At 65.3% G+C, this 26,555-nt stretch carries 19 protein-coding genes and 2 pseudogenes; 10 read left to right on the top strand and 11 right to left on the bottom strand.

Annotated elements, in window-relative coordinates; translation table 11 throughout:
- Positions 1-217: 217 nt before the first annotated feature.
- Positions 218-577, bottom strand: a complete 360-nt coding sequence (locus LI92_RS02790) for an Rv2640c family ArsR-like transcriptional regulator (protein WP_046315660.1) — start codon at positions 575-577, stop codon at positions 218-220.
- A 102-nt stretch (positions 578-679) separates the two neighbouring features.
- Here LI92_RS02790 and LI92_RS02795 point away from each other — a divergent pair, with 102 nt between their 5' ends.
- Positions 680-1,162: an ArsI/CadI family heavy metal resistance metalloenzyme gene (locus LI92_RS02795; protein WP_046315700.1), complete on the top strand. Its 483-nt coding sequence runs from the start codon at positions 680-682 to the stop codon at positions 1,160-1,162.
- Between the two features lie 30 nt (positions 1,163-1,192).
- A pseudogene (gene arsB, locus LI92_RS02800) lies at positions 1,193-2,726 on the top strand (ACR3 family arsenite efflux transporter).
- Between the two features lie 253 nt (positions 2,727-2,979).
- On the opposite strand, the gene LI92_RS02810 reads toward arsB, so the two are convergent.
- Positions 2,980-3,555, bottom strand: a complete 576-nt coding sequence (locus LI92_RS02810) for a TetR/AcrR family transcriptional regulator (RefSeq protein ID WP_052740679.1) — start codon at positions 3,553-3,555, stop codon at positions 2,980-2,982.
- Between the two features lie 160 nt (positions 3,556-3,715).
- Between LI92_RS02810 and LI92_RS22125 the strand changes: the two are divergent.
- The 4 genes and pseudogenes from LI92_RS22125 to LI92_RS22135 form a co-directional block, all read left to right on the top strand.
- Positions 3,716-3,928, top strand: a pseudogene (locus tag LI92_RS22125) (aldo/keto reductase); the annotation flags it as partial.
- Between the two features lie 13 nt (positions 3,929-3,941).
- Positions 3,942-4,802 (top strand): SDR family NAD(P)-dependent oxidoreductase, encoded by an 861-nt coding sequence (locus tag LI92_RS02815; protein WP_046315705.1) that lies wholly within the window; start codon positions 3,942-3,944, stop codon positions 4,800-4,802.
- A gap of 1,470 nt (positions 4,803-6,272) precedes the next feature.
- A complete protein-coding gene (locus LI92_RS23640; protein WP_082109510.1) occupies positions 6,273-7,898 on the top strand; it encodes a protein kinase domain-containing protein in 1,626 nt (541 codons plus the stop codon).
- Between the two features lie 166 nt (positions 7,899-8,064).
- Entirely contained in the window at positions 8,065-8,751 is a 687-nt protein-coding gene (locus LI92_RS22135) for a M14 family zinc carboxypeptidase (RefSeq protein WP_192829964.1), read from the top strand.
- Positions 8,752-8,762: 11 nt separating this feature from the next.
- Here the strand turns inward: LI92_RS22135 and LI92_RS02835 are convergent, their stop codons facing one another.
- Positions 8,763-10,313 carry a serine/threonine-protein kinase gene (locus LI92_RS02835; RefSeq protein ID WP_046315672.1) on the bottom strand — a complete coding sequence of 517 codons (1,551 nt, stop codon included), beginning with the start codon at positions 10,311-10,313 and terminating at the stop codon, positions 8,763-8,765.
- A 386-nt stretch (positions 10,314-10,699) separates the two neighbouring features.
- Here LI92_RS02835 and LI92_RS22140 point away from each other — a divergent pair, with 386 nt between their 5' ends.
- Complete coding sequence (locus LI92_RS22140) at positions 10,700-11,281, top strand: peptidoglycan recognition protein family protein (RefSeq protein ID WP_353585438.1); 582 nt, start codon at positions 10,700-10,702, stop codon at positions 11,279-11,281.
- Positions 11,282-11,741: 460 nt separating this feature from the next.
- On the opposite strand, the gene dnaB is transcribed toward LI92_RS22140, so the two are convergent.
- From dnaB to rpsF, 5 genes are all read right to left on the bottom strand, one after another.
- Entirely contained in the window at positions 11,742-14,369 is a 2,628-nt protein-coding gene (gene dnaB, locus LI92_RS02845; protein WP_046315707.1) for a replicative DNA helicase, read from the bottom strand.
- A 487-nt stretch (positions 14,370-14,856) separates the two neighbouring features.
- The gene (rplI, locus tag LI92_RS02850) at positions 14,857-15,315 is read right to left on the bottom strand and encodes a 50S ribosomal protein L9 (RefSeq protein WP_046315676.1); all 459 of its coding nucleotides are present in this window, start codon (positions 15,313-15,315) and stop codon (positions 14,857-14,859) included.
- 28 nt (positions 15,316-15,343) lie between these two features.
- Positions 15,344-15,598: a 30S ribosomal protein S18 gene (gene rpsR, locus LI92_RS02855; RefSeq protein ID WP_046285275.1), complete on the bottom strand. Its 255-nt coding sequence runs from the start codon at positions 15,596-15,598 to the stop codon at positions 15,344-15,346.
- A 33-nt stretch (positions 15,599-15,631) separates the two neighbouring features.
- Complete coding sequence (locus LI92_RS02860; RefSeq protein WP_046315679.1) at positions 15,632-16,141, bottom strand: single-stranded DNA-binding protein; 510 nt, start codon at positions 16,139-16,141, stop codon at positions 15,632-15,634.
- Between the two features lie 80 nt (positions 16,142-16,221).
- Positions 16,222-16,512 carry a 30S ribosomal protein S6 gene (rpsF, locus tag LI92_RS02865; RefSeq protein WP_046315681.1) on the bottom strand — a complete coding sequence of 97 codons (291 nt, stop codon included), beginning with the start codon at positions 16,510-16,512 and terminating at the stop codon, positions 16,222-16,224.
- 183 nt (positions 16,513-16,695) lie between these two features.
- Between rpsF and LI92_RS02870 the strand changes: the two genes are divergently transcribed.
- Genes LI92_RS02870 through LI92_RS02880 form a run of 3 tightly spaced genes read left to right on the top strand, consistent with a single transcriptional unit; the run spans position 16,696 to position 20,296 of the window.
- Positions 16,696-18,435, top strand: a complete 1,740-nt coding sequence (locus LI92_RS02870; RefSeq protein WP_046315683.1) for an AMP-binding protein — start codon at positions 16,696-16,698, stop codon at positions 18,433-18,435.
- 33 nt (positions 18,436-18,468) lie between these two features.
- A complete protein-coding gene (locus LI92_RS02875; protein ID WP_046315685.1) occupies positions 18,469-19,146 on the top strand; it encodes a GAP family protein in 678 nt (225 codons plus the stop codon).
- 52 nt (positions 19,147-19,198) lie between these two features.
- A complete protein-coding gene (locus LI92_RS02880; RefSeq protein ID WP_046315686.1) occupies positions 19,199-20,296 on the top strand; it encodes a PE-PPE domain-containing protein in 1,098 nt (365 codons plus the stop codon).
- 9 nt (positions 20,297-20,305) lie between these two features.
- Here LI92_RS02880 and LI92_RS02885 read toward each other — a convergent pair whose 3' ends face one another.
- The 3 genes from LI92_RS02885 to LI92_RS02895 form a co-directional block, all read right to left on the bottom strand.
- Positions 20,306-23,323 (bottom strand): MMPL/RND family transporter, encoded by a 3,018-nt coding sequence (locus tag LI92_RS02885; protein ID WP_286134816.1) that lies wholly within the window; start codon positions 23,321-23,323, stop codon positions 20,306-20,308.
- A 78-nt stretch (positions 23,324-23,401) separates the two neighbouring features.
- The gene (locus LI92_RS02890; RefSeq protein ID WP_046315688.1) at positions 23,402-24,817 is read right to left on the bottom strand and encodes a condensation domain-containing protein; all 1,416 of its coding nucleotides are present in this window, start codon (positions 24,815-24,817) and stop codon (positions 23,402-23,404) included.
- Between the two features lie 20 nt (positions 24,818-24,837).
- Positions 24,838-26,555, bottom strand: a 1,718-nt coding sequence (locus tag LI92_RS02895; RefSeq protein ID WP_046315711.1) for a KR domain-containing protein, incomplete at its 5' end; no start/stop codon positions are given.

Consider the following 26,555-nt stretch of genomic DNA (forward strand, 5'->3'; position numbering starts at 1 on the left):
TTCTCAACGAATCTACGCGACTCAGCGGTAGGGGGTGCGCGTAGGTCCGAGTGGTCAGCGCAGCGGCCCTACTCCCGACAGAGCACCCCCGTAGCCGGCCGACCATGAGGGCGCTCACGCGCACCCCGAGGCATGCGTACGTGCGCATACATAACGAGGTGCGGCGGGCGCATTCCCCGTCGGGCCGCTCAACACACCAGGAGTGCGATGCCGGCTTTCAGGTGCAGCAGTTCGGGTCCAGTGCGGTGCACAGTGCCTGCAGGGCCTCCGGGCGGACCCGGTGGAACACATTCATCCCGCGCCGCTCCGACACCACCAGACCCGCCTTGCGCAGCTGGGTCAGGTGGTGACTGACCGTGGACTCGCTCAGACCCAGCACCGCGGCCAGCTCACCGGAAATCTCCTCACCGGCGGTCGAGCCGAACAGATGCGAGACGATCTTTACCCGCACCGGATCGGCCAACGCCTTGAGCCGCAGCGCGATCTCCAGCGCATCGGCATCGCTCATCGGCCCCGAGGCGACCGGGGCGCAACACACCGGCGCGGACATGTCGATCACCGGCAACGCTTTGGGCATGCCGCCATTCTGCCAGAATGCATTGACATATGTCGAAAAGGTGGGCATGCTGGGCGGCATCCACTAGTTCGACATATGTCTCACAAGCCGGAGGTGTTCGTCATGTCCCGGATTCAGCTCGCCCTCAACGTCGACGACCTCGATGCCGCAATTGCGTTCTACTCCACGCTGTTCGATGCCGAGCCGGCCAAGGTCAAGCCCGGCTACGCCAACTTCGCGATCGCCGACCCGCCGCTCAAGCTGGTGCTGCTGGAAAACCCCGGCCAGGGCGGCACCCTCAACCACCTGGGTGTGGAGGTGGCCTCCAGCGAGGTCGTGCACGCCGAGATTGCCCGGTTGAGCGCAGCGGGCCTGTTCACCGCGGAGGAAATCGGCACCACGTGTTGCTTCGCCACCCAGGACAAGGTGTGGGTGACCGGCCCCGATGACGAGCGCTGGGAGGTCTACACCAAACTCGCCGACACCGAGACCTTCGGCGCCGGACCGCAACACCCCGACAGGGACGTCGTTGGTCCGCAGGTGGGCTGCAGCAGCGCCGCCACCGCGCCCGGCGAATCCGCGGCCGCCCCGGCCACCTGCTGCTGACCGACGAACAAACCCCACAGGCGGTGATGGATGACTGACAGCGCAACCTCGACCCATCCGGCGGCGGCACGGCTGTCCACCCTGGACAGGCTGCTGCCGCTGTGGATCGGGCTGGCCATGGCCGCGGGCCTGACGTTGGGGCGCATCATCCCCGGCCTGGGCAATGCGCTCAGTGCCGTCCAGCTCGACGGAATCTCGCTGCCGATCGCGGCCGGACTGCTGATCATGATGTACCCGGTGCTGGCCAAGGTCCGCTACGACCGCCTCGACACCGTCACCTCCGACCGCCGGCTATTGGTCAGCTCCCTGGTGCTCAACTGGGTGCTGGGCCCGGCGGTGATGTTCGCGCTGGCCTGGCTGCTGCTGGCCGATCTGCCCGAATACCGCACCGGCCTGATCGTGGTCGGGTTGGCTCGCTGCATCGCCATGGTCATCATCTGGAACGACCTGGCCTGCGGGGACCGCGAAGCCGCCGCCGTGCTCGTCGCACTGAACTCGCTCTTCCAAGTCGTGATGTTCGCCGCGCTGGGCTGGTTCTACCTGGCGGTGTTGCCCGGTTGGCTCGGGTTGCCGCAAACCAGCATCGAGGTGTCCCCGGGGCAGATCGCGAAGTCGGTGGTGATCTTCCTGGGCATCCCCCTGGCGGCCGGATACCTGTCTCGACGCATCGGCGAACGCACGAAGGGCCGGGACTGGTATGAGACCCGGTTCCTGCCGCGCATCGGGCCGTGGGCACTCTATGGGCTGCTGTTCACCATCGTGATTCTCTTTGCGCTACAGGGCGATCAGATCACCCACCAGCCCCTGGACGTGGTCCGCATCGCCGTCCCCCTGTTGGCCTATTTCGCGATCATGTGGGGTGGCGGCTACCTTCTGGGCGCGGCGCTGGGCCTGGGCTACGCCCGCACCACCACCCTGGCGTTCACCGCGGCCGGCAACAACTTCGAGCTGGCCATCGCCGTGGCGATCGCCACCTGGGGTGCCACCAGCGGCCAAGCCCTCGCCGGGGTGGTCGGCCCCCTGATCGAAGTGCCCGTCCTGGTCGGCCTGGTCTACGCCTCCTTGGCCCTGCGGTCCAGCTTCGCCCGGCCCACCACGTCCACAACCTGATCCCCGGCCACCAGCGATGAGTCCCGAGCTCTGCCGGCCCAGCGTGGTGTTTGTGTGCGTGCATAACGCCGGTCGGTCCCAGATGGCTGCTGCCCTGCTGGCACACCTGTCCGGCGATCGAATCGAGGTCCGTTCCGCCGGAACCGAACCCGCCGACCAGGTCAATCCCGCCGCTATCGCCGCCATGGCCGAACTCGGCATCGACATGACTGGCAAGAGCCCCAGAATCCTCACCGCCGAAACCGTCCACACCAGCGACGTCGTGATCACCATGGGCTGCGGCGACACCTGCCCCTACTTCCCCGGCGTGATCTACCGTGACTGGAAACTCGACGACCCCGCCGGCCAACCCCTCGACGTTGTTCGCGGGATTCGCAACAACATTCGCGAGCACGTCCAAGCGTTAATGGACGAACTTCTACCGTCCGAGGCGCGCAGCCGGCACGAAAAGTAGGGGCGTGCACTGGAGCGGTCGGGCCGGGGGGTGACGCGGTCGTGTGGCAGATGATAAGGCCATGGCAGTAGCGGTTCCACCGACTTTTGTCTCACGAAGCGCTGCATTTCCTACAGCCGAACGTCGCGGCACGCCGTGCGGGGAGCAGCTTCTCCACCCCGTGGTCAGACCTGACATCTTGAGCGAGAAATGGCCATCAGCGACACCGCCGGTCCGGTGTAAGTTGTTCACAGGCGGCGAACCAGTGGCCATCTCATTCGGTTGTTGTCCCTGCGACAGAACGGGATTCGTGACGGAAGCCTCGCAGGGTTGTTTGTAGGTGACGTTTCCACAATTCGCGGTTGCGGCGCTCTGGGTCGGTACGCTCCGACTCAATGACCCCGCGCAGCGCCCACACGGCGGCGGTGATGTCATCGGGGGTGACGTCGTCGCGAATCGAGCCCTCCCGTTGCGCGCGCCTGAGTAAGTCGGTCGAGAGTCCGCGCAGATGTTCTACGAGTTGTTCTGGCGCGAGTTCTCCCCACTTGGGGGCGGAAAGGCCGCTTTTCTCCGCGAGCTCGACGCCGACGGTTTGCAGGAATAGCTCCAGGCCGGCGCCGGGTGGTGCTTGCGCGGCGGCCTCAGCGGCGTCGATCAATCGTGCGAAGAATCCGGTGAGGACTTCGCGAACGAGAGCGTCTTTGTTGGCGAACCGGCGGTAGAGGGTCGCGGGTGCGACGTCGGCTGCCTTGGCGACGTCGTCCAGGGTGGCGGCGGGTCCGCGGTCGGCGAACACTGCTTCGGCGGCACTGACGAGCCGCTTGCGGTTGGCCACGGCGTCCCGGCGCATTGCCTAGCCCCTCCTATTGCCTGGTCATCGCGTACGGGACGATTTGCCTCCCCTCGCGGCTTGCTCTTCTGAGAGCTTAACTCGCACTTAAGATGGGCGGTGATGATGGTGGCCGCAGCAATCGAAGGTTCGGCACGGGTGCGCCTCGGGGTGCCGCCCCGGTCAACTTGCGCTGGCCTGGCTGCTGAGCCAGCCGCTGGACGTCGTACCCATCCCGGCGACCAAGCGTATCGAGTACGTCCGGGAGAACGTCACCGCCACATCGGTGGCGATCAGCGCCGACGAAAGCGCCTACCTGAGTGCGCTGTTCGCGCCTGGGCGCATCGTCGGAGACCGATACACGGCCGCGCACCAGCGCTCCGCCGCAGAATGAAGAGGAGAAGAACATGAGCATGATTTGGTTCATCACGGGGTCGACACGCGGGTTCGGACGCGAACTGGTCCGCGCCGCACTGGAGGCCGGCGATATGGTCGCGGCGTCCGCGCGACGTCCCGAACAGCTCGCCGACCTGGCCGATACCTACGGTGACCGCATCCTGCCGCTGCAACTCGACGTCACCGATGCCGACGAGGCGCAGGCGGCGATCGCCGCGGCGCGGGAGAGGTTCGGCCGGATCGACGTCGTGGTCAACAACGCCGGCTATGCCAACGTCGCGCCGATCGAGACCGGTGACGAGAAGGACTTCCGTGCGCAGTTCGAGACCAACTTCTGGGGTGTCTACAACGTCTCGAAGGCCGCCATCCCCGTACTGCGTGAACAGCAGGGCGGCTTGATCATCCAATTCTCGTCGATGGGCGGGCGGGTCGGTGGATCGGCGGGCATCGCGTCCTATCAGGCAGCCAAGTTCGCGATCGACGGCTTCTCCCGCGTCCTGCAGACCGAGACGGCGCCGTTCGGCATCAAGGTCCTCGTCGTCGAACCCAGTGGCTTCGCCACCGACTGGGCGGGTTCGTCCATGGACATTGCCGACATCCCCGACTTCTACGCCGACACGGTGGGCGCGATGAACTCGGTGCGCACCAGCGATGCAATCGCCGCCGGCGATCCAGCCCGCGCGGCGGACATCCTCGTCCGCATGTCACGACGCACCCATGTGCCCTACCACCTACCTCTGGGCGTCAATGCCGTCGAAGGCGCCATACGCCAGGACGAACACCTGCTCGCCGAGGATCGTAAGTGGGCCGAGGTGGGGAGGTCGGCTGACTTTGCCGAACCGTTCCCCGTCGACTTCCCCGCGGACCGGTGACGTCGGCCGCGCAGAGGGCTTTCTCGTTGCGCCGCCGGCCTGAAGTTCGACGGCTCTGCGGCAACGCGCAAGGCGATCGGAGCGCACTTTCGCGTTCGTAGGATTCTGGCCGTTCCTGTTTGCGCCTGGGGTTGCTTTACCTCTCGGGTTCTCCCTGGTTGGGCGAGGCGGAAGGCCTCTATTTTGCGGCTTACTACCTTCGGGCGCTCGCCATTTCGCGAAGATCGTCAGCAGGTTGGGCAACTCGGCTTCGGTTACAGTCACGACAGGGATTTGGTGCTGGGCAGCAAAGCTCATCTTGCGCTGCGCCTTGGCCATGTAGACGGGGTTTGCGGGGAAGCCGAGGGCTTCGACGTACGTGCCGTCGGCAAGCCGCCAGTCCGCGCGGTAACCGTGGGGGTTGATTTCTGAGTCAAAAGGATAGTGCGGTTCAATTTGGTGTGAAATCCCGTGGTCATAGGAGAAGTCGTCAATCTGCCGCTCCAGCAAAGAACGGCGCATGTGGCCGTCCTTGGCCATCACGTTGATTCCTCGGCTGGTTCGAATGCCGTCCGCTAGTAGTCCTGCTTGGCCGAGCCAATCCGTCCAGCTGTAGGCTTTTCGCTCTGCACCCGGATAGGGATAGCCGCTCCGCGCTGTCAGCATTCGACACAACATCAACAGGTCTGCATTGCGGCCCTGGTTCGGCATTTTGCTGAGTTGGCCCCGCGCAGGGGCCCCACTAAACTCAAACTCTGCGAGCTGGTTGAGTGACCACAGGACGGCGGGTCGCCAATCTCCGTTGAAGCCGAAATCCACGAAGAGGCCTCTGCCGGCGTCGCCAACGCAGCCGAGGCAGTATGGCGAAGGGTCTGCGTAGGGATTTAGTGCTTCGCCGCAGAGCCGGCACGGTGTGCCGTCGGGTTCAATATCGTAGTCGTGGGAGGGGGCGAATAGACCCGGTGGCAGTTGCGGATCATCAGGAGGCCGCTGGTCTACCCGACCGGACGACAACATGGCTGCGGCGACTGCCGCATTACGCGACTGCACATTTGCTCGTGCGCGCCAGGCTGCTTCTATCTGATCTGCCCATTCTGGTGGTATCAGGGCGCGCGCCTCGGGTTTCAATCTCCTGACGGTCGGTGGCCTTTCCAGCCGTGTGATCAAGTCCTGCCCAAAGAACTGATAAGGATCCCGAGGATGCTCACGCAACAGCACCTTCTCTGGAACATGTCCATCGCGGCGAAGCAACCCTTGGATCGGCGTGGCCAGTTCTGCAACGTAGACGCGCAATTCTTTGTCCTCGACATCGAAGCTGGCCAGAACGGGTTCGACGTTCAATCCTGCGATCCTTCCGAGCCATACGACATGAATCCACTCACCGCCGGACTCGCGTACCAGTGAGGCGTTCCACCCGCCGAAATTCACAGATCCTCCCAGAGTCAGCGAAATTCGCCAGAGCTGCCGGCTGTCTGCGTATACGATCCTGCAATGCCGCTTGGCGTGGGACAGAAATTCGCGGGTTATACCGCGCTCAGACGGTTAGGAGCCGGAGGGATGGGCGAAGTGTACCTCGCCCAACATCCCCGTTTGCCACGCCGCGACGCATTGAAGCTGTTGAATGCTGACATATCGGCGGATCCGACATTCCGGGAGCGCTTTCTTCGCGAGGCCAACCTCGCTTCGACGCTGTGGCATCCCCATGTTGTCGGAGTACTCGATCGCGGTGAGCACGACGGCAAGCTCTGGATCGCAATGGACTTTGTCGACGGCGAGGACGCCGCCACTCTGCTGGCGCGGCGCTACCCCGCAGGTATGCCGGTTGATTTGGTCAGCGCGATCGTCACTGCAGTCGCTTCTGCACTCGATCATGCGCACAAGCGGGGTCTACTGCACCGCGATGTGAAGCCAGCCAACATCCTGCTGACCGACGATGTCGACGATGACGGACAGCAGCGAATCCTGCTCACCGACTTCGGCATTGCGCGCACTATCGATGACCCCGGCGGATTGACCGAAACGAACATGACCGTCGGCACCGTCGATTACACCGCGCCCGAACAGTTGATGGGCAATGATCTCGACGGCCGCACCGACCAATACGCTTTGGCAGCAACTGCTTTCCACCTCCTTACCGGCACTCCACCGTTTCGCGATCCCAATCCGGCGGTAGTGATCAGTCGCCACCTCAACAATCCAGCTCCCGCGTTATCCGGTATGCACCCCGAACTCGCAGGACTCGATGATGTGCTCGCTACGGGATTGGCCAAGGCCCCAGACAACCGGTACGCGAGCTGTGGCGCATTTGCCCGGGCCTTGACCGCCGCAAAACCCAGCGTCGGGTCCGAGAAGGCCCGTCTAGCACCGACGGTGCTTGCATCGACACCGAAGGAGCCTGTCCATCCCGTGGCCACGCGAGTGGAGACGGCACCGGCGCCGACAGCTCTGGCACCAGGTTGGTATCCCGACCCCGGCGGCGGGCACCGCAACATGTATTGGGACGGACAACAGTGGAGGACCGACTCGAGTCCTGAAATTGCTGTCCCAGAAAATATTTCAGCGCAGTCAGCTCGGTGGAGCATCCCGGTGGTGGCAGTTCTGGTATTGCTTGCCATCCTCGTGATAGGTGGCGCGTTCGCCTTGGCCGGCACAATGACAAGTCAGCGAGGCGGGACAGCGCAGACGGCTCCGACCCCAATCACGGTCACGGTCACCAGCCGGGTGCCGACGGATCGGGTCGCAGAGCCCGCGACACCCACACCACCTGCCACCTTCCCCACGAATTCAGCGACAACGATCATCGTTACACCGACCCCCACAGCCACACAGCCGGTGCTGCCTGCAACCACGTTACGCAACGGCCTCGTGGTCGGAACGTGCGACGAAGGTGGTTCGTGCGGGGTTAAGCAGCGAATTGCCCCGTATACGGATTCGGAGCGGCTTTATCCCAACGACCTCAAGGACGGTACTGCAGTGACCGTGGTTTGCCAGACCACCGGAGATCTGCGTTCCAGCGCGGGACAAGGGTCTAGCTATGTCTGGTACCGGCTGTACAACGGCGCCTACATCAACGCCGTGTATCTGCGCCTGCAAGAAGGATTAACCCCATCATGTTGATGATCCTTCGGTGAGGAACGTCCTACTGGCAGCATGGATCGCCGGCGTCTTGATCACTACGGTAGCAACCTCCTGCAGCCGTCAAACTGATGACTCCAGCGCCGCATTGCCATCGCAAGCCCCGGGCAGATCGCCGTTCACGTCGATGCAAGTTGAGCCCTACCCAGTGACCACTGAAGCGGGCCAAGCCGTAGCCGACACCGGCTGGCAGGCGATCGGACTGTCGGTGCAGTCGCGGCCGATTCGTGCGCGCACGATCGGTGGCGGGCCACGCCGCGTGTTGTTCGTAGGCGGGATTCACGGCGACGAACCCGAGGGCGCTGACATCGCCCGAGAACTTCAAAGTGCCTTCACCGCGGAGGGACTCGCTGGCCTCGCTACCCTCACGATTCTCGAGGACGCCAACCCAGATGGCCGCGCAGCAGGCACGCGCGGCAACGCTCACGGCGTCGACATCAACCGCAACTTTCCTGCCGCCAATTTCGATGCTGCTGCCCCTTCCAATGGGGGAACACCACTGAGCCAGCCTGAATCTCGAGCCCTCGTCAAGACAATCGACCGCACAGCCCCAGAACTTGTACTAGTAGCCCATTCCTGGCTGGGCCGCGAGTTCGTGAACTTCGACGGCCCTGCCCGCGCCATCGCCGAGCGGTTCGCGAGGACCGCCGGGATGCCGCTCGAAGAGTCCAGCGCGTTCGCCCCTACGCCTGGCTCGCTGGGCTCGTATGTGGGTCGCGACCGCGGTATTGCCGTCGTAACCATCGAAGTACGCCGGGGATCTGACCCTTTTCAAGTGTGGGACACACTACGCCCAGCGCTGCTCGAAGCAATCCGCGGTGCCCAATCACCCTGAGTCAATTCGATTCAGCAGCGGAAAGACACTGCGGGGTCGGTGACGTAATCCAGCACCTTTCCATAAGCGTCACCACCGTAGGCTCGCACCTTGGCGCACATCTGGCCTTGAGTAATTCCGCCTGGAACAAACACCGCGTATATCGGGTTTCCGTCTTCCGTCTCGGCACGCAATGAAGGACAGGTTTGGTCGGTGCGTAGGTAGAAAGCGCCCGGGTGGGCGTCCAAAAGTTTCTGCACTCCGGCCTCATACAGTCCTGGAGTTGTAACCGAGCCCAATACGACGATGTATTGGCCGTTGCAGTTTGGGCGGCTTATGGGTTGGCGCAGCCCCAGATCGCCCGAGGGCGCGGGCGACCGAGGCGGGGCGGACTGTCGGGACGGTGGCGGCGAAGGATTCAGTTGAGTCGTGTGATCTGGCGGCGTGGTAGGAGTGGTCGTCGGCGGCTGGACAGGAGGGTCGATCGATTCCGGCCACGTTGAGACGGTCGCTTGGGGTTGCGCGGCTGGCGGAGATGGCTGGCCCAGTCGGGCACCGAGGAACGCGACCAAGCCGACGGCCAGCAATCCGGCAGCGATGGCTGCCGCTATCATCGGCCATCGGCGCAAGGAACGCTCCCGACGCGCAACTGGTTCGGGAGCCACAGACGCCGGGAACGCATACATAGTGGGAGCGGCCAATGCTGGGACGCCGAGCTGGGTGGCGTCGGCAGAGCCGGCGACACGGCTCCCTCGCTGGGTGAGGGCAGTGGCGAAAGCCCGGCAGGTATTGAACCGTTGGTGTGGCTCTTTAGCCATCGCTTTGCCGAGCACGTCGTCGATATCACCGAGGTCGCCCCGAATGGCGGCCAACCGCGGAAGTGGCGATGACAGATGATTGCCGATCACCACCGCGGGGTTAGAGTTGGAGAACGGCGGGGTACCGGTCAGAAGGTGAAACGCTGTCGCGGCCAACGCGTATTGGTCCGCGTGGCCGTCCAGCGGCTGCCCGGTGAGTTGTTCGGGGGCGGCGTAGGCGACCGAGCCCACCGTCACATTCGTGGCGGTCAATCCGCCACTGTCGAAGGTGTCACGGGCAATCCCAAAGTCAGCCAACAGGATTCGTCGATCGTCTTGGCGCTTGTCGGTAAGCAAAATGTTTGCGGGTTTAACGTCGCGATGCAGTAGGTACCGCTCGTGGGCGTAGTCGAGTGCCTCGGCGATCGCCGAAACGATTTCGAACACCTCGCGGGGTGGCATGCCGTGTGGGTAGCGGTTCCGCAGAAGCATGGCGGCGTCTTTACCGTCGACGTAGTCCATCGTGATCCACAGTTGACCGTTATCCTCACCGCGGTCATGGACGGCCACGATATGCGGATGCCATAATGTCGCGGCGATGTCGGCCTCGCGAGCAAACCGAGCACGAAAGTGCGGGTCCGCGCTGACCGCCGATGGCAAAATCTTCAGCGCCTCCTGACGGGGCAGCCGTGGGTGTTGCACGAGATAGACCTCGCCCATTCCCCCGGTCCCCAGCAATCGCAGAATGCGGTAGCCAGCGAACACCTCCCCTTCGGCAATCGACATGGGCGCATATTACCCAGCTGCACTGAGTTGATCAGGTTTTTTACGGCCCATCCTCATGATCCACCCCGTGCCGATGCCGGTCAGTTCTGCCAACAGGCTTCTGGCGTCCTTAGCTGCTGCGTATCGTAACGACGATGGAGATGCAGCCCCGTCGCGGATACGGGCCGCGGCTAGAAGCTCTCAGTCGGCGGCGGCTGCTCCAGCTCAGTGGTGGCCTCGGATTGGCCACAACACTCGGCGCCTGTGTTGGTAACACCGAATCGGCTTCGACGCCCACCGCGCATCCCACCAGCACCGCACCGGCGTCGCCGCCGGAACCGATAGCGGCCAGTCCGCTGCCGCTGCAACCTGGCCCACCCACCGCCACGACGGCCGGCCGACAGCCCATGGTGCAGATCTGCCGTCAAGCCTGGGGTGCGGCACCGGCCAGGGCCGGTGGACGCCCGCACACCATTACCCGAATGACGCTGCATCACACCGCCGTTGTCCTCGGAGACAACCGCAATGCCCCTGGACGATTGCGCCAGCATCAGCAGTACCACCAGAACGACCGGGGTTGGATCGACATTGCCTACCATGTGGGCGTTGACCGCAACGGCAACATCTACGAATTACGCAGCCCCGAGCTCGCTGGCGATACCGCGACCAACTACGACACAGCGGGACACTTCCTGGTCCTCTGCGAGGGCGACTTCGACCAAGAAACCGTCACCGAAGCTCAACTCAATGGTGCTGCAACAGCGTTCGCGTGGGCTGCCCAACAGTTCGGCTTGGCCAGCGGCACCCTGGGCGGACATCGAGACTTCGCTGACACCGCCTGCCCCGGCGCCAACCTTTACTCCCACGTCACCTCAGGGGACCTGCATACACGTATCGATGCCCTCCTCGCCGCTGGGCCTGTCGATCTTCTGCGCCTGTGCGGAGAAGAGGCGGCTACCCAGGTCACTACTATCGAGGCAGGCCAGTGACAGAGGGGATGAGTGCCCGCATCCATACGGTGAGTGTCATGCGCACTGCAGACGATATTTGGGCCGCTACCTGTTCTTGCTTGGCAGTGTGCAACCGGTCGGACCCGGACCTGACGGCCAATCGCAGCATCCGCCAGTCGAGCAACGCTTGCGACCGAGCTGCGCCGAAGGCACACCTACTCACGAAGACCTGCGATGGAACGCACTACGTCGCTGCAAGCCAACTACTCCCCGAAGCAGCTACGCCACCCAGGCAACTGCTCCGTCATTCTGCTGGGCGCTACTACTGAAACCTGTTGGCATAGTTGCCATAATTGTCGCGCCTTACACCTCCGGGACATGAGGTGCAGTCGGTCGGTCTGACGGTCGATGACACCGGCTTAAGATGGATGACGACTACACGACATCGGCGCTGAGAAACTGACAGGCAGCGTGAGACCCAACAACCGAACTGTCCCCGTCAGTGAGCCATGTTCGTAAACCGCGACAAATGCAGTTGGTGCGCAACGGTAATCGTCTTTGTAGGGCCGTTACGGTGCTTGGCCAGGATCAGGTCCGCCTCGCCACCGCGCGGGTCGTCACGCTCGAACGCATCCGGGCGGTGCAGCAGGATCACCATGTCGGCGTCCTGCTCGATGGCACCGGATTCACGCAGGTCGGCCAGCATTGGCTTCTTGTCGGTGCGCTGCTCCGGGCCACGGTTGAGCTGGCTCATCGCGATCACCGGAACCTCGAGCTCCTTGGCCAACAGCTTGAGATTGCGAGAGAACTCAGAGACTTCCTGCTGCCGTGACTCGACCCGCTTGCCGGAGGTCATCAGCTGCAGGTAGTCGATGACCACCAGCCGCAGGTCGGCTTTCTGTTTGAGCCGGCGCGCTTTGGCGCGGATCTCCATCATGGTCAGGTTCGGTGAGTCGTCGATATACAGTGGCGCCTCACTGATCTCGCTCATGCGGCGCGCCAACCGGGTCCAGTCGTCGTCGCTCATCCGACCCGAGCGCATGTCGGCGAGCTTGATCTTGGCCTCCGCCGACAGCAACCGCATCACGATCTCGGACTTGCTCATTTCCAGGGAGAAGATGACGCTGGACATGCGGTGCTTGATCGAGCACGAGCGCATGAAATCCAGACCCAGGGTCGAGTTGTGGGTCGGGATCATGGCCTCGCCGGCCAGGTACATGTGGCTGTCGTTGTCCACCTCGACGCAGCGCACCGGCACGCTGGGCACTGGGCGGGCGGCCACGATGAACCGTGAACCCGAGCGGGCTGTCCCTTTGACCCTTCGGCGTTCCTTGTGCGCAATCACCTTGCGCTCCAACGCGAAAACCTGGTCATCGGTGGTGAAGTTCAAGGTGTAGGCGATGCTGGACGCTTCGGTGCGTCCGCGCACCCGCTTGGTCGCGGTCTGGCAGCGGTAGCCCAGGCTCACCACCAGCTCCGCCACGTCGCGGGCCAGCCTGCGGTCGGTTACCGAGAACTGCACCGAGCCGCTCGCGGTTACGGTGCCATCAGTGTCCAGAAGGCCCGCCAACAGTTGCCGGCGCTGTGCTTCCGAGCCGCGCAGGTACTCCGTGGGAATGTGCTTGTTGCCGAGCACGCCGATGGTTCGCAGCCGGGCTTGCAGTGTGCCCACCGTGTTACGGCAGCCCTGGCACATGCGCAGTCCCGCCGAGGGCCCGCCACACTGCGGGCAGGTGGGCTCCGCCACCGGCGGCGAACTGAATCGCGCGCGACCGCCGCAGGAGCGCCCGCAGGTGCGCACCTGGCTGGTTTGGGGCAGGAACTCGTTGCCGCACACCGCGCAGTTGCGAACGGCCACACCGTCCTCGGCCGGCAAGCGCAGTTGGTAGCGGTACTTCGCAGACTTCGAGGGCACAGCGCACAGCCCCTCCGCCTCGATGCGCATGACGATCTCGGGGTCGGCCGTGGTGATCTGCGCCGACGCGCTGGTGCCATCCCCGAGCCACGCACCCAGGGTGTAGGGCGGGACCAGCAACTCCCGCTCCGGCAGATCGAGCGCTTGGGTGTTGGTGACCGAGTGGTTCAGCCGCTGGTCTGCGGTGTCGCACCGCAGCGTCGCGGCGATCTCCGCGGTGGTGCGAATCGCGGCGAAGGTGCGCTGATTCTTGGTGCGGTTGTAGCCGGCCGCTGCGGCCTGCGCCGACTTGCGCGATGCCCGCGTCTCGGTCAGCCACTGGTGTTCGGCGTCGGCGACGATCACGGTGCCGTCGGAGAACTCGACCTCGAAGCACGGTCGGTCCAGCATCACCTCGGTGGCGGCAACCACCCGGGTGGGCCGGCCATCCGGGCCCAGCAGGAGATCACCGACGGCGACCTCACCCATGGTGGTCCACCCGGTGGGGGTGGCCAGCAGCGTCTTCAACGACAGCGCCTTGCCCATACCCGGCCGCGCCGCCACCACGATCATCTGGCCCGGGTGCAGCCCGTTGGTCACCTCGTCGAGGTCGGTGAAGCCGGTCGGCACGCCGCGGGCGACCCCGCCGTGCGAGGCGATCGCGTCGATCTCGTCCATGGTGGGCTGCAGCAGGTCTTCCAGCGGCACGAAGTCCTCGGAGAGCCGGCGGTCGGCCACCTCGTAGATCTCGGCCTGGGCGCGGTCGACGATCTCGGCCACATCGGCGCCCTCGGCGCCCGCGTAGCCGTACTGCACCACCCGGGTTCCGGCCTCGACCAGCCGGCGCAGCAGCGCCTTCTCCGAGACGATGGTGGCGTAGTAGCCGGCGTTGGCCGCCGTGGGCACCGTGGAGATCAGGGTGTGCAGATACGGGGCGCCGCCCACCCGGCGCAGCAGGCCGCGGCGGTCGAGCTCGGCGGCCACGGTCACCGCGTCGGCCGGCTCACCGCGCCCGTAGAGGTCCAGGATGGCGTCGTAGATGTTCTGGTGCACCGGGCGGTAGAAGTCGCTGGGCCGCAGCCGCTCCAGCACGTCGGCGATGGCGTCCTTGCTCAGCAGCATGCCGCCGAGCACCGACTGCTCTGCGGCAAGATCCTGGGGCGGCTGACGGCCGACGTCCTCGCGTGGTGGCTCCTCAAGCTCAGAATGACCACGGTCGTCGACTACCGCCATGCGCCGCACCTCCTCCACTGGCACGATCGAACGCCCATTCGACGTTGATGCCCCGAAAGTATCCGTGGGCACCGACACCCCCGATGTACCGTGCCGCGTTGACGGTAAGCGTTGCTGGCCGCCCTACCAAACGAGGTTGTTCACAAAGGTGTGGATCAAGTGTGCACACCGGTGTGCCATTTGTTTGGGACGGTGGGGAAGACTTGTGGATGGCGCTTCTAATGTGGGTTATCTCCGCAGGTGAAAAGGGTGAGGGTGGGTGTTTTGCCTGTGGAAGACAATCTCTTCGGCGTGTCGCCGTAGGTTGCCGCCTTGGGCGTGTTGCATGACCGGCAGGTAGACGCGATTCCACAACAACGTAAGCGGCTCCGCTGGGCGGGCGCGGCGAAAAGTTAGCCAGCACTAATGGGGACACCCGGTTCCGGGCACAGCGAAGCCCCGGCTGCGCCGTTGGGTGGCGCTGCCGGGGCTGCTGCGTTTTTGCCTCTTACTCCGCCGCGGAGACTTCCAGGGTGAGGTCGACATCGACCTCGGAGTGCAGGTGCACCGACACCGCGTGGCTGCCGACCGCCTTGATGTGCGCCTTGGGCAACCGGACGATGCGCCGGTCAAGGTTCGGCCCACCGGCCTTCTTGATCGCGGCCACCACGTCGCCGGCGGTCACCGAGCCGAACAGCTTGCCCGAGTTACCGGAGGTCTTGGCGGGAAGGTTGATGGTGCCCAGCGCCTGCAGCTCTTCCTTGAGCTCCTTGGCGTGGTCCAGGTCTCGCACCTGCTTGGTCTCGCGGGCCCGGCGGATGTCGTCAGCCTGCTTCTGCGCACCACGCGTGGCGACGATGGCCAGCCCGCGCGGGAGCAGGTAGTTGCGGCCATATCCGTCCTTGACTTCGACGGTGTCTCCGGCCGCCCCGAGGTGATCCACCTCAGCGGTCAAAATCAGCTTCATCGTTTCGTACTCTCTCGGATTTGGCCGGCTACCGCGCCGACGACGTGAAGGGCAGCAACGCGACCTCGCGGGCGTTCTTGACCGCCAGCGCGACGTCGCGCTGGTGCTGAACGCAGTTGCCGGTCACCCGACGGGCGCGGATCTTGCCCCGCTCACTGATGTAGGTGCGCAGCAGCGAGGTGTCCTTGTAGTCGATCACCTGCTTCTTGTTCGAGCAGAATGCGCACTTGCGGGTCTTGATCGGCTTCTCGGGTGCCGGACGCCGCTTGTTGGATTTGGCCATCTACCTATCTCTTTCGTGCTGTGGTTCGTTGGTCTAGAAGGGCGGCTCGTCGTCGGCGCCACCGAAGGAGCCGGACACCGGAGCACTGCCCCACGGGTCTTCCGCGGGCGGGCCGGACGGACCGGCCGCAGCGGCCATGCCGCCGCCCGCGCCGAAGCCGCCCCCGCCGCCGCCGCGGCTGACCTTGTTGATCTTGGCGGTGGCGTACTTCAACGAGGGGCCGACTTCATCGACCTCGACCTCGTAGACAGTGCGCTTCTCGCCCTCGCGGGTCTCGAAGGACCGCTGCCGCAACCGCCCGGTGACGATCACCCGCGAACCGCGGGTGAGGCTCTCGGCCACGTTCTCCGCGGCCTCGCGCCAGATGTTGCACCGCAGGAACAGCGCGTCGCCGTCCTTCCACTCACCGCTCTGCCGGTCAAAGACCCGCGGTGTGGACGCCACCGTGAAGTTGGCGACGGCCGCCCCCGAGGGGGTGAACCGCAGATCCGGGTCCGCGGTCAGGTTTCCGACGACGGTGATCGTGGTGTCACCTACAGCCACGGGGCCCTCCTAGGATCGGTGTCAGCGCTGGATGCTGCTGCATTCGCAGCATGAGCCTACGCAACGGCTGCGACAGCCGCCTACGACTTGTCGGTGCGCATCACCTTGGTACGAAGCACCGACTCGTTCAGGCTGAGCTGACGGTCGAGCTCGGACACGGTGGCCGGTTCGGCCTTGACGTCGATGACCGCGTAGATGCCCTCGGCATGCTTGGCGATCTCGTAGGCCAGGCGGCGCTTGCCCCAGATGTCGACCTTGTCGACCGTTCCGCCGTCCTTGCGGATCACGTTCAAGAACGTTTCCAGGGACGGGGCGACGGTGCGCTCGTCGAGAGTGGGGTCAAGGATGACCATGATTTCGTATGGACGCATGGGAACCTCATCACCTCCTATGGTCGTAGTGCGGCCGTGGATGTGACCACGGCAGGAGGGTCGCCTGCGTCGGCAACCCGGCTAGGTTACCGGACCACCCGTGCTGCGGCGAAATCTCGGTTCCGAGTCCGCCTGCGAGCGGTTACCCGGCACGTGTCGCACTGTGACGGTAGCCTCACCGCCATGTCTGATGTGCCCCTATTAACTTTGTTGCGCGAACGCGCTTTCCTCTCCCCCGATGACCCAGCGTTCACCTACACCGATTACGAGCAGGACTGGGAAGGCGTCGCGAAGACGCTGTCCTGGTCACAGATATATCGGCGTGCCCTCAACGTGGCCCGTGAACTCAAGCAGCACGGCTCGGCCGGCGACCGCGCCGTCATCCTCGCCCCGCAGGGCCTGGGCTACGTCGCGGCCTTCCTCGGCGCCATCCAGGCGGGATTCATCGCGGTGCCCCTGCCGGTTCCGCATCCCGGCGCACATGATGAGCGGGTCAGCGCCGTGCTCACCGACACCGCGCCGTCCGTCGTCCTGACCACGTCGGGGGCCGCAGGTCTGGTCGCCGAGTATGTGCGCGAATCCGGGGCTGAAGCCACGGCAACCGTTGTCGCTGTCGATGCGTTGGATCTGGACGCCGGCGTGGCCATGGGTGATCAACCTGTGGACTCCGGCGGTGTGGCGTATCTGCAGTACACCTCGGGCTCGACCCGGCTTCCCGCGGGCGTGATGGTTTCGCACCGCAACCTGCAGGTGAACTTCCGGCAGTTCATGGCGGGCTATTTCCCGGAGTTCAACGGGGTGGCACCGCCCGACACCACGATCGTGTCGTGGCTGCCCTTCTATCACGATCTGGGCTTGATCCTGGGCATCATCGCACCGGTCCTCGGTGGCTACCGTTGCGAGCTGACCAGCCCCGTGGCGTTCCTGCAGCGCCCAGCGCGCTGGATCCAAGCCATGGCCAGCCACCCCCGGGCGTTTTCAGCGGCGCCGAACTTCGCCTTCGAACTGGCGGTGCGAAAGACCACCGATGAGGACCTGGCCGGCCGCGACCTGGGCGACGTGCTGGGCATCGTCAGCGGCAGCGAACGCGTCCACCCCGCGACTTTGGAGCGCTTCCTCAACCGATTCGCCCCCTATAACTTCCGTGCCCGGGCCCTGCACCCCGCGTACGGGCTGGCCGAGGCCACGTTGTACGTCGCCACCCTCGACGTGGAGTGCCCGCCGCAGACGGTCTACTTCGAGTCAGAGAAGTTGACGCGCGGCAGTGCGCAGCGGTCGGACACAGACGAGGGCACACCGCTGCTCACCTACGGTGTCCCGAAGTCGCCGGCAGTGCGCATCGTGAACCCCGAAACGTGCACCGAATGCGCGGCGGGCACCGTCGGCGAAATCTGGACCGCCGGTGCCAATGTCGCCGCCGGCTACTGGAACAAGCCGGAACAGACCCAGGAGGTGTTCGCCGCGACGCTGGTCCGGGCGTCCGAGGGCACCCCGAGCGGCCCGTGGCTGAGGACCGGCGACCTCGGATTCATCTCCGAGGGTGAGCTGTTCATCGTCGGCCGCATGAAAGATCTGCTGATCATCCGCGGGCGCAACCACTACCCCGAGGACATCGAAGCCACCCTTCAAGAGATCAGCGGCAGTCGTGTCGCAGCCATTGCGGTTCCGGTCAACGAGGAGGAGACCCTGGTCACCATCATCGAAGTCCGGGATCGAGGCGAATCCGCCGAGGACACCGCACAGCGGCTTGCCGTCCTGAAAGACGATGTGCAGGCGGCGATCTCCCAGGTCCACGGGGTGACTGTCGCTGATGTCGTGCTGGTGGGACCGGGATCGATTCCCATCACCACCAGCGGCAAGGTTCGCCGGGCCGCCTGCGTCGAGCAGTACCAGAGCCAGCAGTTCACCCGGATTGACCGCTGAGCCGGCCGCGTCCCCGCGCGACGAAGCCGCCGCATGTGGATAGCCCTGCTGGTGATGGCGGCTGCCACCAGCGTTGAGCCGGTTCGTATCGGGTTGACGCTGCTGATGCTGAACCGGCCCAGGCCGGTACTGCAACTGATGGCGTTCCTGTGCGGCGGCTTCGTCATGGGGACAACCGGCGGCCTGATGGTGTTGTTCGTCCTACCGCCCTCGGTGACGGAGTCGTCTGGGCTGACCTTGCCGCGGGTTCAGATCGTCATCGGCGCGCTGGCGCTGCTGACCGCCGCGGTCCTCCTCGCCAGAGTGCTGGCCGCCCGACCACGCGCGGCGGGCGCCGTTCGTTCCTCTTCTGCCCCGGGCGGATTCGCCGCTCGGGCACAGCGATTGCTCAAAGGTCGGTCGCTGTGGGTGGCAGGAGCAGCCGGTTTGAGCATCGCCCTGCCTTCGGTGGACTATCTGGCCGCGTTGGCGATCATCGTCGCCTCCGGCGCCGCCACCAGCACGAAGATCGCCGCGCTGCTGACGTTCAATGTGTTGGCGTTTGCGCTCGTCGAGCTTCCGCTGCTGGCCTACCTGGTGGCGCCGGACGCCACCCGTGAGTTCATGGCCGCACTGCACAAGTGGGGCCGGCAACGTCGGCCGGGCCAGGTCGCCGCGCTGCTGGCCGCCGTGGGCGGTGTCTTATGTACTGCCGGTGTCCTGGGTCTGTGAGAAGGTGGAAGCCGGCTCTGACACAGGGCCGGCAGTGCTGAAGGGGTTAGCGATGAAAAGACTGGTCGCCGGAGCTCTCGCGGTATGGCTCGCCGGTTCGACCGGTGGGTTGGCCGCCAGTACCGCTACCGCGGCTCCGGCACATCCCACCGATACCCCCTGGGTTGCGCCAACGCCCGCACCGACGCCGCCGCCGGTGGGCGAGGCAGCCGCCGTGGACGTCGTCTACGCAGTCGGCGGTGCTCGACCGCCCGGCATACCGTGGTCGGACTACACCCGACGCGCCGGCGCCGGTTATTTCCCGAACAAGAAGCGGGAGATCATCGACTACCCGGCGGGTGCGATGTTCCGGTGGGTGCCCACCATGTTCGCGCCCGACGCCAAGCGCGACGACATGACCGTGGCCGCCGCCGTCGACGCGGCCGCCGACAACCTCGACGCCGTGATTCGTCGAGGGACCCAGCCGGCCAGTGTCGTCGGCTTGTCGCAGGGCACCATGGCGCTGGACAAAGAACAGGTCCGGCTCGCCAACGATCCCGCCGCGCCGCCGCCGCACATGTTGCAGTTCACGACAATCGGCTCACCCATGGGAAAGCACGCCTTCGGGGCGAGCTTTCTTTCCGGACTCTTCCCACCGGGTAGCCGACTGCCCGTTGACGACTACGTCATGCCCCCCGAGGTGGACAGCCAATACGACACCAATCGGATCGTCGCCGCCTATGACGGGATGGCCGACTTCCCCGACCGTCCCGACAATCTGTGGTCCGTCGCCAACGCCCTGCTCGGATCCGCGATCGTGCACACACCGTCCGCATTCACCACTCCCGCCGATGTGCCCCCGCAGAACATCCGCTCCACCATCAATTCCCGCGGCGCCACAACAACGACCTACCTGGTTCCCATCAATCCCCTGCCGTTGACCATGCCGCTGCGCTTCCTGGGTATGCCCGATGACCTGGTCGACCAGCTCGACAGCTTCCTCCAGCCACAGGTCGACGCCGGCTACTCCCGCAACGACAACCCCGCCACCAGGCCGGTTTCCGTCCACCCGGCCGGCATGAACGTGGTGGAGGTTCTGGGACCGGAGACCAGCGCCGCCGTCGAAGACACCGTCGGCAAGCTCCGCGACTTCTTCGGTTTCACCGGCTGACGCACCGCGTCAGCCGTCGGTGACCGCCCCGATCGCCCTGCCGTCGGCGGCTTCGCGCTTCGGATCGTCGGGCCGGGGCCGCAGCCACGGACGCGCGGGCCACCAATTGGCCCGTCCCAGCAGCGCGGCCGCGGCGGGCACGGTGATGCTGCGCACCACGAAGGTGTCGACCAGGATGCCGGCGCCGATCACGAAGCCGCCCTGCACCACAGCGCCCACACTGGCGAACAGCAGTCCGAACATGGCGGAGGCGAAAATGAGCCCCGCAGCGGTGATCACCGCACCGGTTGACCCGACCGTGCGGATGACGCTGGTGCGCACGCCCAGCGGCGATTCGTCGCGCAACCGGGACGCGAGCAACATGTTGTAGTCGGCACCCACCGCCACCAGCACCACGAACGCCAAACCTGGCACGCTCCAATGCAACTGCTGACCCAGCATGACCTGGAAGACCAGAACGCCGAGCCCGATCGCCGACAGGTAGGAGATGATCACCGAACCCACCAGGTAGATCGGGGCGACCACCGCTCGCAGCAGGACCGTCAGGATCAGCAGCACCACCAGGGTCGTCAGGACGACGATGAGCCGAATGTCCCGTTCGTAGTAGTCGCGGATGTCCCGCAGCGTGACCGGGTAACCGGAGATCGATATCGAGGCATCGGCAAGGACGGTGTTGGGCTGCGCCGCCTGGGCGGTGGCAAGGATGAGGTTGACCTGGTCCATGGCTTTGGTGCTGAACGGATCTTCATCGGTTTGAATGAAGTACCGCACCGAATGCCCGTCCGGCGAGACGAAGGTGTGTGCCAACTTCTTGAAATCGTCAGTGGCCAGAACCTCTCGTGGCACATTGAACCCCGCCATCGACGGCTGAGACGCGTCGTGGCCCATCGTCATGAGAAACGCCGACGCGGTGTCCAGTCCGAAACCCAGTTCCTTGGTCTGCTCGACCAGGAGTTGCACCCCGTCGGCCACCTGGCGCCCAGCGACGGCGAGCTCGTTGGTGCCGTTCTGCATCTCGATGATCTGCCGTTGCACCCTGCGCGGACTGTCGAATCCCAGCGCATGCAGGGACTGCGCCGCCGACTGCAGGGAGCGACTCAGCCCGTTGACCGCCGACGACACCGTCTGCGAGGGCTGCGCCGATTGCAGCTGCCGAAACAGTGACGAGATCTCATCGAGAGTGCCCGCGGCACGGGCGTTTTGCAGCTTGCGGAACTCGGCCCGTGCAGTACCGCAGACCGGGTTTGCATCGCACGTCGGGCTGGCATCGAGAGACTCGGTGACGGGATCGATCCAGTCGAAGCTGGACGCGAGTCCGGCGAAGGTCACCTGCAGAGCGTCGCCGAGCGCACGGATGCTGTTGACCAGCCTTGCGGCCTGGTCGATTTCACCGAAGGTCTTGTTTCCACCGAACTGGTTCTGCAGATATGCCAATGCGTCGACCAGACTTCGCACGCTGCCTATGGACTGACTGACCTGAGCGTGCAGATCTCCGAGGCCGTTCGCCAGCTTCCGGGCACCCGTGGACAGCCGGTCGAGGTCAGCGTCCCGGCCGGCGATCAGACCCGCCGCGTCGCCCAGTTGATCGCCGACTTCGCCGGCTTGGTAGGTCGCGCGGGCCTCCTCGAGTGACTCACCCCGGGGCCGGGTGACACCGCGGACCGCCGCGACACCGGGGATCTGGCTGATCCGATAGGCCATCTGCTCCATGTCGGCAAGCGCCCACGGAGTGCGTAAGTCATGGGGAGACTGCACCAGCAGGTATTCGGGGATCGTTTGGTTGACCGGGAAGTGCCGGTCCAAAGCGGCGTACCCCACCGAGCTCTCGACGGAATCCGGCAGCTGCTTGCGGTCGTCGTAGTTGAACCGAATCAGTCCTGCGCCACCGGCCAGGGCCAACAGCAGGGCCAGGCTCCCGGTCAGATACGCCTTGGGCCGCCGAACGATTCGCACCCCGGTCCGGCGCCAAAGTCGCGCGGCGCGTTCGCGGCGCGGCGCCACCCATCCGCGCGGCCCAGCCACCACCAGGATGGCCGGCAGCAGGGTGACGGCCGCCAGGAAGGCGACCGCAATCCCGATCGCCAGGACGGGGCCGGTGGTGGCGAACACCCCCAGTTTGGCGAAGCCCATTCCCAGTAGGGTCACGGCCACGGTCGCGGCCGAAGCGGCGATCACCTTGCCGATCGACGTGAGGGCCCGCCGCACCGCCTGCTGATTGTCTTCGGCCGTGCCCGTCCCCATCCGGACATAGTCGTGATAGCGGCTGACCAGAAAGACGACGTAATCGGTTCCCACGCCGGCGATCAACGCGCTGAGCAACACGATCGCCTGGTTTGACACGGCCATGCCGGTGGCCTGGGACACCGAAGCTACCACCGCCTGCGCGGCTACCAGCGACGCACCGATGGTGACCAGCGGCAGCACCATGGTGACCGGATTGCGGTAAATGACGGCCAGAATGATCAGCAGCAAGACCGCGATCGCCGACTCGATCGCCAGGCGATCCCGCGCCCCCGCATCGGTCAGGTCAGCGACGGTGGCCGCCGGGCCGGTGACATCCGCGGTCAGGGTCGATCCGGCAACGGTCTGCTTGACGATGTCGGCGACCCGCAGGTATGCCGCGTAGGACTCGGGAGTGCCCAAGTCGCCGGCCAGGCCGACCGGCAGGATCCATGCCTTACCGTCGCTGCTGGCGAGCACCTCCCGCAGCGCCGGAGTGGTGTGCAGATCCTGCAGCATCACCACGTGTTCGGTGTCGCGACGCAACCGGTCCACCAGCGTTCGGTAGACCTCTTCATCGGCGGGACTCAAACCCTGCTCGTCGCTGAGCAGCACGGTCAGCACATTCTCCGAGCCGTCCTCGTCGAAGGCGGCGGAGATCTTGGCCGCAGCCGAGACGGACGGGGCGTCGGCGGGCAGCACCGCGACAGGATGACGCTGCGCCATATCGGTCAGCGACGGCGCGAACAGCGGCAACAGCACGACCAACAACGCCCATAGGCCGATCACCGGCCACGGGCGCCGCACAACGAAGTCGCCTAGCCGGCTGAAGATACGTTCACCTCCAGCTGCTGCGCGTGCATGTCGCAGCGCATGGGGCGGGGCTCATGCGACCTTCTGCCCGCGGCCCTGCTCGGCAACTCGCTCGAACACGGACTTCAACAACGCCAGGTAGCGCCCCATCGATTCGTGGGCCTCCGGGTTATCCGGGAATACCGCGGTGACCGCGGTTTCCTCCCCGACCCGGATCACGTAGATGGACATCTGATACGAGTACCGGCCGTCGCTGTAGACCCCGATGTTCAGGTCGTCCAGTCCCGCGGCGATCAGCGCCGACAACGGGGCGGCCCCGGCGTCGAGGAAGTTGATGACGGGAAAGTTCGGTGGCGGTTTGCCCAAGCCGGGTTCCAACTCGCGCACCCGCTGATAGGGCACGTCTGCCAGGGTTCTGCCCGAATCGAACGAACTCTGCGCGGCATTGGCGGCGTCGGCAAATGCGGACTCCCCGATGGGAACCGTGATCGGAATCAGGCCGGTGAACCAGCCCAGGGTGAGATCATCGTCCGGGGATCTGCGGGTATCTCGTGGTGTGAGTCCGTAGAAGGTGGCATCCCCGGTCAATTCCTGATGAGCCAGTCCGCAGCACGCCAGGACGCCACCGATGAAGCGGGCGCCCGCATCGGTGCAGACCGACTCGAAGTCGACGGTCTGCTTTTCATCGAGCATGGTGACGGTGACCATGGCCGCGTCGCACGGCTGCGCGGGGTCGCCGAGCGGCAGCGGGAAGCCCGGAAGGCTGTGGTCGTTGTGTTCGGCGAAGGCTCGCCACGCCTGGATCTCGGGCGACTCTTGGGTGAGCGCAGAGGTGAACTGGTGCTGACGGAGGCAGAACTCGCTGTAATTTCCCGCAGGGGGCAGCTCCAGCGGCGCACCGCCGACCACCAGGGCGTTGTACATGAAGTACAGCTCCATCAACGTCACCCCGGCGACCGCCGCGTCCACATGCACGTGATCGATGCTGGCGAAGAACGTGAAGTGGCTCTTGCCCTGAATGATCCCGAACCGGAAGCAGTCCCACTGCAACGGATCGGGCGTCTGTGTCAACAGTTCGCGTACCTGCGGCAACGCCAGGTCACCGTGATCGACTGGGACCAACTCGATATCGGACGGGTCCTCCATGACGTGACGAATGAGGCGTCCGTCGTCGGCATGCTCGAACCAGCTGCGGTAGGTCTCGTGCCGCCGTACATGCGCATTGACGATGTAGTCGATGGCCCGTCGATCGCAGCGGCCTGCCATGTCGCAACTGAGCACCAGCAGCCGCGAGTAGTCGAGCCCGACGGCAGTCTGCTCGATGTAGCCGCGAATGTGTTGTTCCTGCATGTAACTGGCCGGCACGGCGTTGACCGGCGCCCGTTGTGCTGCGGCCAGCGCAGCAGCCGACGGCTGCCACACCACGGTGGGCCCGGCTTCGGGCTCCCAGTCCGCCAACGTCCCCAACGCCAATGGCCCTACCCGCAACGTTCGCTCCTCTTCTCGGGTTACAACACGCCGGCTGGCAGCTCGGGACAGCGGCCGGCCGACTCAAAGTACCTACCGCCGGCAGAGTTCGCATGCTCTACACGAGCGGCCAGCTGGTCGCACACATACTGCGACAGGCCGCGCACCGTGGTGAGCTGGGCAGGACCGACCCGGACCCCGGTCTCCGTTTCGATCCGGGTACGAAACTCCAAGCTGGCCAACGAATCCAGGCCATATTCGGGCAGCGAGCGGTCCGCGTCAACGGTACGGCGCAGCAGCAGACTGATCTGATCGGAGACCAAGCGCAGTATCGCACTGGACCACTCCTCGCGTGGGAGCTCCTGCAGTTCGGCGAGGAACCTCTGCGCGTCGGGACTGCTTCGGCGCGCCGGCCGGAACGCTTCGGCAAACGGGCTGCGATGCGCCAATGCCGCCAACCCCGGTGCACGGGTGATTGGCGCGTAGCCGACATAGGGCCGGGCATGGCTCAGCACTGCGTGGAAGGCGCGGGCGGCTTCGGCGGACGTGATCGCAGCGTGCACACCGTCGGCGGAGGCGCCGGTTTCGGCCCACGGCCCCCAGCCGATCACGGTGGCCGGCAAGCCCTGGGATTGGAGCCAGCGCCCGAACGCATCCAACCAACTGTCGGCTCCTGCGGCGGCGCCCTGACCCGGCGACCCGACCAGCGCCGCGGTCGAGGAGAACACGCAGAACCAGTCCAGTTGTTGCGGGGCTGCTTGCAACGCCTGGTACAGGTTCCACGCGCCGTGGACCTTCGGCACCCAGTGGCGGTCAGCGAGATGGTCGGGGATCTCGGTCAACGGTGCGTCGCCCACCGCGGCAACCGCATGCAGTACGCCGCGCACCGGCAGGCCAGACGCCGTCGCCGCCGCCACCAGCCGGTCCGCCGTCTGCGGCTCCGCGATATCACCGCACTCCACCTGGATATCGGCACCCTGCGCACGCAATCGCTCGATAGCGCGTTGCGCCTGGCTGTCCGGTTCCGCATCACCGTTGAGCACGATGCGGCCACAACCCGCTGCGGCCATCTCACAAGCAAAACCCAACCCGGCTCCGCCGGTGCCACCCGTGACGATGTAGGAGCCATCGGCCCGGTAAAGCGGGACTTGCGCCGGTGGCACCACCGCCACGGTGCTGTCGGACTGCGGCACGTCCAGCAAAACCGTTGCCGCGCAGTCATCGCCGTCAGCCAGGCGCAGGGCCGAGGCCGCATCCAGCAAGGGGTGGTGTGTGGTCTGCGGCTGCGGCAGCCTGCCGGCCGCCGCATTTCGGTAGACGGTGCACAGCAATCGCTGGACCGTTTCTGGATGGCTGTGTGCCAGCAGAGCCAAGTCGACGACGTGCAGCGACAGGTTGCGGCGGAAGGGGGAAAGCCCCAGCCGGCTGTCACCGTAGACGTCCTGCTTGCCCAGCTCGATGAACCGGCCGCCGAAACTCAGCAGTTCGATTCCGATGCGTTGCGCGACCCCAGACAGCGAGTTGAGGACCACGTCGACACCGTAGCCACCTGTGTCGTGGCGTATCCGATCGGCGAACTCGAGATTGCTGGAGTCATAAACGTATTCGATGCCCATGTCGCGCAACAGTTGTCGCTGCTGCGGGCTGTCTGCGGTGGCGAAGACCTGGCACCCTGCCGCTCGTGCGATTGCGATGGCGGCCCGGCCGACGCCGCCGGTTGCGCGGTGGATCAGCACCTTGTCGTCTGGTGTGATGCGCG

The sequence above is a fragment of the Mycobacterium sp. UM_Kg1 genome, from assembly GCF_000972925.1.
Lineage (GTDB): Bacteria > Actinomycetota > Actinomycetes > Mycobacteriales > Mycobacteriaceae > Mycobacterium > Mycobacterium hiberniae.

What these genes read in the sequence shown, in the direction of transcription:
- LI92_RS22140 (WP_353585438.1), top strand. Translation starts at nt 10,700, where the DNA reads ATGGTGCAGATCTGCCGTCAAGCCTGGGGTGCGGCACCGGCCAGGGCC.
- rplI (WP_046315676.1), bottom strand. Translation starts at nt 15,315, where the DNA reads ATGAAGCTGATTTTGACCGCTGAGGTGGATCACCTCGGGGCGGCCGGA.
- LI92_RS23640 (WP_082109510.1), top strand. Translation starts at nt 6,273, where the DNA reads ATGCCGCTTGGCGTGGGACAGAAATTCGCGGGTTATACCGCGCTCAGA.
- LI92_RS02835 (WP_046315672.1), bottom strand. Translation starts at nt 10,313, where the DNA reads ATGTCGATTGCCGAAGGGGAGGTGTTCGCTGGCTACCGCATTCTGCGA.
- dnaB (WP_046315707.1), bottom strand. Translation starts at nt 14,369, where the DNA reads ATGGCGGTAGTCGACGACCGTGGTCATTCTGAGCTTGAGGAGCCACCA.
- LI92_RS02810 (WP_052740679.1), bottom strand. Translation starts at nt 3,555, where the DNA reads ATGCGCCGGGACGCCGTGGCCAACCGCAAGCGGCTCGTCAGTGCCGCC.
- LI92_RS02870 (WP_046315683.1), top strand. Translation starts at nt 16,696, where the DNA reads ATGTCTGATGTGCCCCTATTAACTTTGTTGCGCGAACGCGCTTTCCTC.
- LI92_RS02790 (WP_046315660.1), bottom strand. Translation starts at nt 577, where the DNA reads ATGCCCAAAGCGTTGCCGGTGATCGACATGTCCGCGCCGGTGTGTTGC.
- LI92_RS02875 (WP_046315685.1), top strand. Translation starts at nt 18,469, where the DNA reads ATGTGGATAGCCCTGCTGGTGATGGCGGCTGCCACCAGCGTTGAGCCG.
- rpsF (WP_046315681.1), bottom strand. Translation starts at nt 16,512, where the DNA reads ATGCGTCCATACGAAATCATGGTCATCCTTGACCCCACTCTCGACGAG.
- LI92_RS02880 (WP_046315686.1), top strand. Translation starts at nt 19,199, where the DNA reads ATGAAAAGACTGGTCGCCGGAGCTCTCGCGGTATGGCTCGCCGGTTCG.
- rpsR (WP_046285275.1), bottom strand. Translation starts at nt 15,598, where the DNA reads ATGGCCAAATCCAACAAGCGGCGTCCGGCACCCGAGAAGCCGATCAAG.
- LI92_RS02795 (WP_046315700.1), top strand. Translation starts at nt 680, where the DNA reads ATGTCCCGGATTCAGCTCGCCCTCAACGTCGACGACCTCGATGCCGCA.
- LI92_RS02815 (WP_046315705.1), top strand. Translation starts at nt 3,942, where the DNA reads ATGAGCATGATTTGGTTCATCACGGGGTCGACACGCGGGTTCGGACGC.